The sequence below is a fragment of the Peribacillus sedimenti genome, from assembly GCF_046237635.1.
GTDB classification, from domain to species: domain Bacteria; phylum Bacillota; class Bacilli; order Bacillales; family DSM-1321; genus Peribacillus; species Peribacillus sedimenti.
In genome coordinates this window covers 4,410,407-4,422,673 of record NZ_CP143547.1, presented here as the reverse complement: position 1 = coordinate 4,422,673, position 12,267 = coordinate 4,410,407, and the positions used below count along the sequence as shown (strand labels likewise).

Here is a 12,267-nt window from a genome sequence, read left to right as displayed (position 1 = left end):
ACAATGGCATCAACATTAACTATTAAAGATCTTCATGTTTCAATCGACGGAAAAGAAATTTTAAAGGGTGTAAATCTTGAAGTTAAGGGCGGAGAAATCCATGCAATCATGGGTCCGAATGGTACAGGTAAATCAACCCTTTCCTCTGCTATCATGGGACACCCTAAATATGAAGTAACGAGCGGCAGCATCACATTCGATGGTGAAGACGTTCTTGAGATGGAAGTTGACGAGCGTGCTAAAGTAGGACTTTTCCTTGCTATGCAATATCCAAGTGAAATAAACGGTGTAACAAACGCTGACTTCCTGCGTTCAGCTATTAACAGCCGACGTGAAGAAGGCGATGAAATTTCTCTTATGAAATTCATTCGTAAGATGGATGAGAAAATGGAATTCCTTGAAATGAACGAAGATATGGCTCAGCGCTACTTAAACGAAGGCTTCTCCGGTGGCGAGAAGAAGCGCAATGAAATCCTTCAGTTGATGATGATTGAGCCAAAGATTGCGATTCTTGATGAAATTGACTCCGGTCTTGATATAGATGCATTGAAGGTCGTTTCTAAAGGTATCAATCAAATGCGCGGAGAGGACTTCGGCTGCCTGATCATAACTCACTATCAGCGTTTGCTTAACTACATTACGCCTGACTTCGTGCACGTTATGATGCAAGGCCGCGTTGTCAAATCTGGCGGACCTGAGCTTGCGCAGCGCCTAGAAGCAGAGGGATATGATTGGATCAAGCAAGAATTGGGCATTGAAGACGAAACAGTTGGCCAAGAAGCGTAAGTAGGAGGATTTGCAATGACTACGGAAACGAAACTACCTTTTGATAAGGAATATATTAGCAACTTATCTGCTAAAAATAATGAACCGGAATGGCTAGCAAATCTTAGGGTTCAAGCTCTTGCGGAATCCGAAAACCTGCCTATGCCCAAGCCGGACAAAACCAAAATAGATAATTGGAACTTCACTTCTTTTGCTGCCCACACTGTGGAAAGCAGTGCTTTCACTACATTGGATGAGCTTCCTGAAGAAGTGAAATCATTAATCCAGCTGGATGATGCGGGTGCAAATGTGTATATCCAGCGCAATAATAATGCTGCTTACAGCAATCTATCAGATGACCTTAAGAACAAAGGTGTCATCTTCACTGATATACTGACTGCAGCCCGGGAACATGCTGACCTGGTAGAGAAGTATTTTATGAAAGACGGCGTGAAGGTTAATGAACACCGATTGGCAGCTCTGCACGCAGCTTTACTAAATGGCGGATCATTTTTATATGTACCTAAAAATGTAGAAATCAGTGAACCTTTCCAGGCGGTATTCTTGGTTGATGACCCAAACACTACCTTATTCAACCATGTGCTTGTGGTGGCGGATACAAATAGTTCTGTAACTTATGTAGAAAACTACATTTCCACTGTTGAAGCCGATAACGGCGTTGCAAACATCATCACTGAAGTGATTGCCGGCGACAATGCGAGAGTGGAATATGGTGCTGTCGATACATTATCAAAAGGTTTCACCACTTATGTAAACCGCCGCGGTGTAGCTGGCCGCGACGCTCGTATTGAATGGGCGCTTGGCTTAATGAACGATGGAAATACCATTTCCGATAATACTACTTACCTAATGGGTGATGGTTCTTTTGGTGATACTAAAACTGTGGTAGTCGGCCGTGGAGAGCAAAGACAAAATTTCACCACCTCGGTTATCCATTATGGAAAACGATCTGAAGGCTATATCCTGAAGCATGGTGTTATGAAGGATAATGCATCTTCTATCTTCAACGGAATCGGTAAAATCGAACACGGAGCAACCAAGGCAAATGCTGAACAAGAATCACGTGTCCTGATGCTTAGCGAAAAAGCACGTGGAGATGCAAACCCAATTCTGTTAATTGACGAAGATGACGTTACTGCAGGCCATGCAGCCTCTGTCGGGCGTGTTGACCCGATTCAGCTCTATTACCTAATGAGCCGAGGTATCTCAAGACAGGAAGCTGAAAGACTTGTTATCCACGGTTTCCTTGCCCCGGTAGTTAACCAGCTTCCAATTGAAGGAGTTAAGAAACAGCTCACTGAGGTAATCGAAAGGAAAGTTAGATAATGAACCCTAACGAACTGCGTAAGCATTTTCCAATCCTTCATCAGGAAGTCAACGGCCAGCCATTAGTTTATCTGGACAGTGCAGCGACTTCACAGAAGCCTGTAGAGGTCATTGAGGCACTAGATAAATATTATCGCGGCTATAATTCAAATGTTCACCGCGGGGTTCATACACTCGGGACGAGGGCTACCGATGCGTATGAAGGTGCACGTGAGAAAGTACGTAAGTTCATTAATGCCTCTTCAACTGAAGAAGTAATTTTCACAAGAGGTACAACAACAGCCCTTAACACTGTCGCAAGAAGCTATGGCAGCGCTAATTTGTCGGAGGGTGATGAAATTGTGATTTCTCATATGGAGCATCACAGCAACATCATCCCATGGCAGCAGATCGCTAAAGAAACCGGCGCTTCCTTGAAATATGTGGATCTTCAGGAGGATGGAACGATCTCCCTTGAAGCCATGAGAAATACCGTAACGCCAAATACCAAGATTGTTTCAATCATGCATGTGTCCAATGTGCTTGGCGTGATCAATCCGATTAAGGAAATTGCGAAAATTGCTCATGAAAATGGCGCCATCATGGTTGTTGATGGAGCGCAGAGCACTCCGCATCTTAAGGTTGATGTACAAGACCTGGACTGTGATTTCTTTGCTTTCTCAGGTCACAAAATGGTAGGTCCTACCGGAATCGGTGTGTTATATGGTAAAAAAGAACACCTCGAGAAGATGGAGCCAATCGAATTTGGCGGCGAGATGATCGACTTTGTTGGCTTGTACGAATCAACCTGGAAAGAGCTGCCTTGGAAGTTTGAAGGCGGAACTCCTATCATTGCTGGGGCGATAGGCCTCGGGGCTGCGATCGATTTCCTCGAGAATGTAGGAATGGAGAATATTGAAGCTCATGAACATAAGCTTGCTGCCTATGCATTGGAGAGAATGTCAACTGTAGAAGGCATTAGGATATTCGGTCCGAAAAATGCTAACCAGCGCGCTGGTGTCATCACTTTTAATATCGATGACGTCCATCCGCATGATGTAGCAACGGTTCTCGATGCGGATGGAATTGCGGTGCGTGCTGGCCACCATTGTGCACAGCCGCTTATGAAATGGCTTAATGTCTCTGCAACGGCAAGAGCCAGCTTTTACCTATATAACACGGAAGAAGAGATTGATAAGCTTGTAGCAGGGCTGGTCAAAACAAAGGAGTATTTCAGCAATGTCTTCTAATAATCTGGATGCATTATACCGTCAGGTCATCATGGACCATTACAAGAATCCACGCAATAAAGGGATATTGGAAAATGGCAGTCTGACTGTTGATATGAACAATCCTACTTGCGGGGACCGTATCCGTCTAACAATGAAGGTTGAAGACGGAAAGGTGGCAGACACAAAGTTCGAGGGGGAAGGCTGTTCCATTTCAATGAGCTCTGCTTCCATGATGACACAAGCCGTAAAAGGTAAAGATGTTGAAACAGCATTGAAGCTTTCTAGAACTTTTTCTGATATGATACAGGGTAAAGAATATGATGATCATGGCATGGACCTTGGTGATATAGAAGCCCTGCAGGGAGTTTCTAAATTCCCCGCCCGCATTAAATGTGCCACACTTGCCTGGAAGGCACTCGAGAAGGGTCTGCAGGAATAACAAAAAAGGAGCAGTCAGAATGTATATGACTCTGCTCACATACATTCTCTGCTTCCTGAAAGGGAGGAAAACGAGCAATGGCAAAAAAAATGCCTGAAATCGGAGATTATAAATATGGCTTTGCAGATAGAGACGTCTCTATCTTCCGTTCAAAGCGTGGTTTAACACGTGAAATCGTCGAAGAAATTTCACGTATGAAGGAAGAGCCGCAATGGATGCTGGATTTTCGTCTGAAGTCATTGGAACATTTCTATAACATGCCAATGCCTCAGTGGGGCGGGGATTTAAACAGCCTTAACTTTGATGAGATTACGTATTATGTGAAGCCTTCTGAGAAATCTGAAAAATCCTGGGATGAAGTACCGGAAGAAATCAAGCAGACTTTCGATAAGCTGGGAATTCCTGAAGCGGAGCAAAAGTATCTTGCAGGTGTTTCCGCACAGTATGAATCAGAGGTTGTTTATCACAACATGAAAGAGGATCTTGAACAATTGGGAATTGTGTTCAAGGACACGGATTCGGCCCTTAAAGAAAATGAGGACATTTTCCGTGAACATTTCGGAAAGACTATTCCTCCGACTGATAACAAGTTCGCTGCCTTGAATTCAGCAGTATGGTCTGGCGGTTCTTTTATCTATGTACCTAAAGGTGTAAAAGTAGATACTCCGCTTCAGGCTTACTTCCGCATCAATTCAGAAAATATGGGACAATTTGAACGCACACTTATTATCGTGGATGAAGATGCTCACGTTCACTATGTTGAAGGCTGTACAGCTCCGGTATATACAACTAACTCACTTCACAGTGCGGTAGTTGAAATTATTGTAAAGAAAGGCGGCTACTGCCGTTATACTACAATTCAGAACTGGGCTAACAATGTTTATAACCTTGTTACCAAGCGTGCTGTCTGTGACGCAAACGCAACTATGGAATGGATTGACGGAAACATCGGTTCGAAGCTGACAATGAAATATCCAGCTGTTATCCTTAGAGGCGAGGGAGCAAGGGGAATGACTCTATCCATCGCAATCGCTGGTAAGGGACAACACCAGGATGCCGGGGCAAAAATGACTCACCTTGCACCTAACACTTCTTCAACTATCGTGTCTAAATCAATTTCCAAGCAAGGCGGAAAGGTAACATACCGCGGTATCGTTCATTTTGGACGCAAAGCGGATGGGGCACGTGCGAATATCGAGTGTGATACACTAATTATGGATAATCAGTCTACTTCTGATACCATCCCATACAACGAAATCCTTAATGACAACATTTCTCTAGAGCACGAAGCGAAGGTTTCCAAGGTTTCAGAAGAACAGTTATTCTATTTGATGAGCCGCGGTATTTCCGAACAGGAAGCGACAGAAATGATTGTTATGGGATTCATTGAGCCGTTTACAAAAGAACTTCCAATGGAATACGCAGTTGAGATGAACCGTTTGATCAAGTTTGAAATGGAAGGTTCCATTGGTTAATCACCACAATAGAAAGGCCGCTGTTATTGGCGGTCTTTTTTTGTTATAAAATAAGAAAATATAGCTTTTTTCACCTAAGCTGATGTCTAGAATCGTCGTACACGATCTATACAAGTGCAGACGTCGGCATGCCCCACATGTGACGGGTTTAGCTGACCTTCCACAAGTGACGGTTATACCTAAACGTACCATATTTGGCGTTTTTGCCCGCCTCAAGGTCATAAGTCACCCCTGTTTCGGAAGGCAGGTCTCCCTGCGAGTTGCTTCTTATGCTGGTCGCACTTCCACAGGATTTGCTAACCTCGGTTTGCCATATGACGTGGCAGCAGTAAGCTCAGGTTCATTCGCAGGGCGCTTCCGTTTTTCTGACCTGATCTGCTTTTAATCCTAATCCAATGGTTAAGAAGGAGACGGCGTGGGGTATAGGCTACATATGTACGATTTGTTTATGAAATTATGATATGATGAGTAATATTATATGATGAGACGGTGTGATTAGTATGATTTATATTGGGGTAACAGGGTGGGGAGACCATGATTCTTTATACCCTGACAAAATAGCACCCCGCGACAAACTGAAAGAATATGGCGCTAATTTCCCTATAGTGGAAGTGGACTCAGCTTTCTATGCCATCCAGCCCAAAAGAAATGTTGAGAAATGGGTACGGGATACTCCTGAAGGATTTAAGTTCATAGTTAAGGCTTACCAGGGTATGACCGGCCACCAGCGCGGACAGATTCCGTTTGAGAATAGGCAGGAAATGTTCGATGCCTTTAAGGATTCGTTACTTCCTTATCAGGAGGCGGGAAAGCTGGCAATGGTCCTTTTTCAATTTCCTCCGTGGTTCGATTGTACAAAGGAAAATGTAGAATATTTACGTATGTGCAAGCAGGAAATGGACATTTTTCCTTCGGCACTCGAATTTAGAAATAATACCTGGTTCAATTCCCAATACTACGAGAAAACACTTCGTTTCATGGAGGATGAGGGATGGATTCATTCCATATGCGATGAACCTCAGGCAGGCGAAGGGTCTGTTCCAATAATTCTTCATGCAACAAATAAAGATGCCACTGTGGTGCGTTTTCATGGACGGAATGTACATGGCTGGAAGAAGCCTTCTAGCGGCAATTGGAGAGAAGTCCGTTATTTATACCGCTATAACAGCAGGGAGATGGAGGAATGGGCAGAGCGTTTACTTGCTCTAGAGCAGCAAAGTAAAGATATTTTTGTCCTGTTTAATAATAATTCTGGCGGAGACGCTGCTGACAACGCAAAGGAAATGCTGGATATATTGGGAATAGAGTATGAAGGGCTAGCCCCAAGGCAGATGGATCTGTTTTAAAGCGAAACTCTTTTAATTTACGCAGAGGTGTAGGCTCTAATTGTTCAAATACACAGCAACAACCTGATACTATTAATTAAAAACCTGTTGATTTCACTTAAGCCGAACACTCCTGCAGGAGCACGGGGACTGATGAGACCCGCCGGGCGGCTCACTGACCGCCCAAAAGAAAAGCGAAGCGCCTGGAACTGGATATCAGTACTCTCTTTCTGCCATAAAAAAGCCCGCAAATAGAATATGATGGCACAAGGTGGATGGCCGCGGCATGCAGCCCGGTCCATCCAATGTTTGATAGAAGGCGGTGGATTATATCTCCCCGCCTATTGATTTTTAAACGGTGTAAACTCTTTTGGGCTATAAATCCAATAGTAACGGTTAAAAATAATATCTTACTTTCATGAGTGACTTTAAAAATACATAGAAGACAAACCACAATTCATGCCTTTTTCCTAGTCAGTGGCAAGATTGAAATCAGAAACGAAGAATCATAGAACTATGGAACGTACATATTGAAAATGCCATTTTGGCAAAGTTATGATATTGTTAACGTTTATTGTTCTTTTTCCGAATACGGTCAAAGTCTGGTGAAATCTTTAACGATACCGTCCGAGAGAACCATCATCATCCCGGCGTGCGTTAGCTTGTGGCCGATTATAGGGTTATAACAGAATAAGAGGGATTTAGATGCCGGAAACCATTCATTTTTACCATACAAACGATGTACATAGCCATTTTGATAAATGGCCAAGAATTGTTGATTTTGTTAACGAACGAAAAAATCTGCATAGTGAGACCGGAGAAGAAACATTGATCCTGGATATTGGAGACCATATGGATCGCTGGCATCCTTTCACCGAGGGAACTCATGGTAAAGGAAATGTAATGCTTCTCAATGATGCTGGTTATGATTATGTGACTATTGGAAATAATGAGGGCATTACCCTTCCGCATGAATCATTGGATGAATTATATGAAGGGGCCCAGTTTAAAGTGCTGGTGGCGAATCTTTTCAATTTGGACGGAAAAAGACCGGGATGGGCACTGCCTTATGCCATTCATACTACCAGAAAGGGTACAAGGATAGGGATGGTTGGAGTTACAGCCTTCTTTGAAGCATTTTACTCAAAGCTGGATTGGCAGATTAGTGATCCTTTCCAAGAACTGGCTATACAATTGGAAAAGATAAAAAGCCAGACAGATGTGATTGTGATCCTGTCGCATCTAGGGATTCATGACGATGAAAGAATGGCAAAAGACTTTCCAGAAATCGATGTAATTCTTGGATCACATACCCATCATATTTTACATCATGGGAAACTAGTCAATAACGGCCTGCTTTGCTGTGCAGGAAAATTTGGGATGTTTCTGGGCCATGTAGAGCTCACAATTGACGACAACCGTTCTGTAATCGCTAAAACAGCAAGCTTGTATGACACAAATGAAATCGACGAGAATGCCAGTGATCCTGAGTGGCTAGAGAAAATAATCCAAAATGGCAAGGAGGCTCTCAATGAAATTTGTGTCGACCTGCCTAGGCCAATTTCTAGTGATTGGTTTGAACGTTCGGAACTCCCGGAAATCATGTGTAAAGCTGTCAGGGAATGGTGTGATGCAGACTGTGCTTTATTAAATGCAGGCCTCGCACTGGATTCATTGCCTAAAGGTCTGGTGACTAAAGGAGATATCCATAGAATACTTCCTCATCCGATCAATCCTTGTACCGTTCTTTTGAGCGGCAGTGAATTAAAGGAAACGTTGCTGGAGTCACGTAATCCCGAATGGCCTCACCTGCAGTTGAATGGGTTTGGATTTAGAGGCAAGGTATTAGGGACGATGGTATATGACGGGATTGAATTTGTATGTAATGAAAATGATCAAGTCATAAGCATATTAATAAATGGATTGCCGCTTCAGCGGGAACAAATCTATAAGCTTGCACTGCCTGATATGTTCACATTCGGCCATTTTTTTCCGAACATCCATCGCTCGAAGACTAAGGAATACCACATGCCTGAATTTTTAAGAGATGTTATGGCTTGGAAACTGAAAAATATGTTTCAGTAAAACCAGCAGTACACACGTTTCTTTCCTTTATTTCATAAAATATGGGGAAAGGGGCGATATACATGATGAATATAACACCTATAATAATTGATGGCAAAACTTTTCTGGGAATCTCTGTTGCGCTCCCCAAGACAAATCTTCTTGTCATTACATCTGAGAAAGGATACATTATGTGCGGAGCTTTGGATGTAGCCCTTCTTAATGAGAAGCTGAGTGAGCGCAAAATTATTGCCGGAAGAGCTGTTGGAGTTAAGACGTTGGACGAGTTGCTGAATGCTCCATTGGAATCGGTAACCTATGAAGCTGAAAAATCAGGGATCAAAACAGGGATGACCGGAAGGGAAGCTTTATTATATATGTACTGAGTGTAATGCTGCATCATTTGGTGTAGCATTTTCTATGGTAAATTACATAACAAGATCCAGATGGCGACAATGATGGTTTGAGGAAAATCCGGCCTTCATGAAAAAATTTCCTCTATAATTCAATAGGATATGGTACTATACATAATAGATTGTACCTGAATGTGAACGGGAGAATAAACATGAGATTATTAAAACTGGATTCTATCAGCCATGGTCAAAAATTGGGGAAAAGCATACGAAACAGCAGCGGGCACATTTTGATTAATGAAGGTGTTGAACTTACGAGCCGCATGATACAGCGCCTGACCGAGCTTAATATTCCCTATGTTTATGTTCAGGATCCCCGAACGGAGAATATCCGAATTGAGAGCGCCATTTCGGAACCTCTTAGACAGGAAGCCATGGAGGCGATAGAAACTACCTTTTATGAGATGCAAAAAAGGGATGCCCTTAAAAATACCTTATCTTTGCAAAAAGCATCTCGCCGATTTCTGGGCATAATCAGGAATATCATGGAGGAAGTTAAATCCAGGACCGAACTTATCACATTGCTGGCCGATGTTTATACCTATGATAATTATATTTTCACTCACTCATTGAATGTTACGTTATATACTCTCGCCATAGGACTTGAACTGAAGCTGCCACAAAAGCAGCTTGAAACGCTCGGACTGGGCGCAATCCTGCATGATGTCGGCAAGATGCAGGTTCCTTTAGAGATCCTAATGAAACCAGGAAAATTGACCGAAGATGAATTCGGTGCCATGAAGAAGCATTCCGAATGGGGGTTTGATTTAATCCGAAATGTGGATACATTGCCGCTCCTTGTTGCACACTGTGCGTTTCAGCATCATGAAAGATTAGATGGCTCTGGATATCCCCGTGGATTGATTGGAGATGAAATACATGATTTTGGCAAAATCATAGCAGTTGCCGATGTGTTTGATGCTGTTACTTCCCACAGGGTATATAGGACGGCGATGCTTCCGCATGAGGGATTAGAGATATTGTATGCCGGAGCGGGCCGCCAGTTTGATGTAAAAATCATCGATGCATTCAGAAAATCGGTGGCGATTTATCCCAACGGCTTGGGAGTTATTTTAAATGATGGGCGAAAGGGCGTTGTATCCAGTCAAAACAAGGGCATGAGCGACCGCCCTGTCGTTCGTATTCTAGAGGAGCAAGGCATGCCTGTCAGTATTCCCTATGAAATAGATTTAAGCGGAAAAATAGATGTGGTGATTACAGGATGTGATACCGCCATTAAAGAAACGATCAAAATGTAAACCTATATCCCTCCATACGAGCATACACTTAGCTTGTAAGGGGGGATTTTTGTTTGGGGTTCAAACGTAAAGTGATACCAAAGGGCCCTCTGCCCGTGAGATATGTATTTTTGCTTACTTTTGTATTCTTTGTTTTTTCGACAGCGGGAGGTTTATTTATTATTAATAAGGGAATTGAGCCTACACTGTCCAGTTATGCTGAAGCCCAGACGAAAAAAATTGCTACGCTTGTCATCAATAATGCCATAACGAAGAAGGTAATCGAGGAAAACGATTTGAATGATATCATAACCATTGTCCCAAATCCAAATGGTACGGGAAATCCGATCAAGGATTATGACCCCGCCAAAGTAATCCGCGTCCAGGGAGAAACGGAAAACTTGATTCTGAAAAACTTAAAAGAAGCAGAAAAAGGAAATCTGGCGGATTTGGAATCACTGACAGACGTAGACATCAAGATGACGGGAAGAAAGTCAGATGGCCTTGTATTTTATGTACCCTTGGGCCAGGCAACTAACATATCACTACTGGGCAATCTAGGTCCGAAAGTTCCTGTTAAATTCCAGCCCGTCAGCAGCGTATCGACCACCGTTGACCATAAAATTGAAGAATGGGGCATTAATAACGCCTTTATTCACCTTTATGTCCATATTGAAGTCAACGTGCAGATGATTTTGCCTTTTGCTTCTAAGAAGGTCACTGTGAAAAGGGATATACCGCTTGGCATGGAAAATATCGAGGGAGAAGTTCCCGAGTATTTTAACAATGGAGGATCAACAGCCCCAGCCATTGAACTGCCGAAAAAAAATAAGAAGTAAGAGACCTCCTGACCGAGGTCTCTACTTTCGTTTTTTCCTCAAATCCGCTCGTTCCCAAATACGTAAATATGGATAAGGATCGAAGCTCCACTCAATTTTGCCATTATCCTTATACATTCCATAATGCAGATGAGGCGGAAATTTTCCGGACGTTCCCGGCGGTCCGTATCCCGAACTTCCCACACCTCCAATGAGCATGCCAGGCTCGACGATCTGGCCGGCTTTTATACCTTTGGCAAAACCGCTTAGATGTGCAAAATAGTGATAGGTATTATTGATGTCCCTGATACCGATGCGCCATCCTCCATATTTATTCCAGCCCTTCATTTCGATAATGCCATAACAAGTAGAACGCACTGGCAAACCATAGTCTGCAAAGATATCGGTTCCTTCATGGCTGCGGCGCCCTCCCCAGCCTCGAGCTACACCCCATGTACTTCGATAGCTGTAATGAGTCCGAACAGGAACGGGGAACACTTTTTCCTGAAGATCAATACGGCCAGTGTATTTAAACAGGCGTGCATTTCCCATAATGATGCCCACTGCTTTATCTCTTTTATAATAGTTCCACAAGGCAATTCTAATATTATCTTCGTCTGTACCGTAATACAGAAGCTGGTTGGCCATAGTAACAATCAAATCCTCATCGTTATTGCGGTCTGCTTTGCCATCTCCGTTTCCATCAAGTCCAATACCATCGAAAAAACTGATAGACATTGGATCATTGTCATTAGGGTCAGGATTCAGGAATCCGCTCCATCTTTCAGGTTCAATATAGATGCCGATGGCCCCCCTGGCCTGTTCGCGGTCTTTTCTAGCCTTGCGAACAGCATGTTCATATTGGTCGACAGCCGCCAGGTAATACCACGGTAAAAATGATGCAGCCTCTACCGTTTTATAAAGGTCCATCCTGCGCTTAATCAGGTCTCTTTCTGCCTGCTGACCGGGTGTTGCCGCTGAGCCATTCACATGGAGGCTGTTCCCTAACATGAATACTAAGAGGATTGAAAGGAATTTAATAACAAGCACATTCTCACTCCTTTCCGGTTTGTAACCGATTGAAACATTCCGCACAATTCAATCTGTTCATTCTCCTTTTTATTTCGTGATTAGTTTGCTGATTTATTGAGAAAATAATGAAATCAAAATTA

General features: G+C 43.1%; 11 protein-coding genes. 10 read left to right on the top strand and 1 reads right to left on the bottom strand.

Annotated features, from left to right (window positions below; genetic code table 11):
- Positions 1-3 precede the first annotated feature (3 nt).
- The 10 genes from sufC to yunB all read left to right on the top strand — a co-directional run bounded on the left by sufC (position 4) and on the right by yunB (position 11,116).
- Positions 4-786, top strand: a complete 783-nt coding sequence (gene sufC / locus V1500_RS21745; protein ID WP_409302533.1) for a Fe-S cluster assembly ATPase SufC — start codon at positions 4-6, stop codon at positions 784-786.
- 15 nt (positions 787-801) lie between these two features.
- Positions 802-2,112, top strand: a complete 1,311-nt coding sequence (sufD, locus tag V1500_RS21740) for a Fe-S cluster assembly protein SufD (RefSeq protein WP_409302532.1) — start codon at positions 802-804, stop codon at positions 2,110-2,112.
- Entirely contained in the window at positions 2,112-3,341 is a 1,230-nt protein-coding gene (locus V1500_RS21735; protein ID WP_409302530.1) for a cysteine desulfurase, read from the top strand. The genes sufD and V1500_RS21735 overlap by 1 nt, the downstream gene beginning before the upstream one ends.
- Positions 3,331-3,762, top strand: coding sequence for a Fe-S cluster assembly sulfur transfer protein SufU (sufU, locus tag V1500_RS21730; RefSeq protein ID WP_409302528.1), 432 nt, complete (start codon positions 3,331-3,333; stop codon positions 3,760-3,762). The genes V1500_RS21735 and sufU overlap by 11 nt, the downstream gene beginning before the upstream one ends.
- Before the next feature lie 77 nt (positions 3,763-3,839).
- A complete protein-coding gene (gene sufB, locus V1500_RS21725; RefSeq protein WP_409302527.1) occupies positions 3,840-5,237 on the top strand; it encodes a Fe-S cluster assembly protein SufB in 1,398 nt (465 codons plus the stop codon).
- Positions 5,238-5,737: 500 nt separating this feature from the next.
- A complete protein-coding gene (locus V1500_RS21720; RefSeq protein ID WP_409302525.1) occupies positions 5,738-6,583 on the top strand; it encodes a DUF72 domain-containing protein in 846 nt (281 codons plus the stop codon).
- A gap of 684 nt (positions 6,584-7,267) precedes the next feature.
- Complete coding sequence (locus V1500_RS21715; RefSeq protein WP_409302524.1) at positions 7,268-8,647, top strand: bifunctional metallophosphatase/5'-nucleotidase; 1,380 nt, start codon at positions 7,268-7,270, stop codon at positions 8,645-8,647.
- A 62-nt stretch (positions 8,648-8,709) separates the two neighbouring features.
- On the top strand, positions 8,710-9,012 hold the full coding sequence (locus tag V1500_RS21710) for a YunC family protein (protein ID WP_409302523.1): 303 nt from the start codon (positions 8,710-8,712) through the stop codon (positions 9,010-9,012).
- Between the two features lie 179 nt (positions 9,013-9,191).
- On the top strand, positions 9,192-10,298 hold the full coding sequence (locus V1500_RS21705; protein WP_409302521.1) for an HD-GYP domain-containing protein: 1,107 nt from the start codon (positions 9,192-9,194) through the stop codon (positions 10,296-10,298).
- A 53-nt stretch (positions 10,299-10,351) separates the two neighbouring features.
- Positions 10,352-11,116, top strand: a complete 765-nt coding sequence (yunB, locus tag V1500_RS21700; RefSeq protein WP_409302519.1) for a sporulation protein YunB — start codon at positions 10,352-10,354, stop codon at positions 11,114-11,116.
- A gap of 21 nt (positions 11,117-11,137) precedes the next feature.
- Here the strand turns inward: yunB and V1500_RS21695 are convergent, their stop codons facing one another.
- The gene (locus tag V1500_RS21695; protein ID WP_409306079.1) at positions 11,138-12,106 is read right to left on the bottom strand and encodes a M23 family metallopeptidase; all 969 of its coding nucleotides are present in this window, start codon (positions 12,104-12,106) and stop codon (positions 11,138-11,140) included.
- Positions 12,107-12,267: the final 161 nt, after the last annotated feature.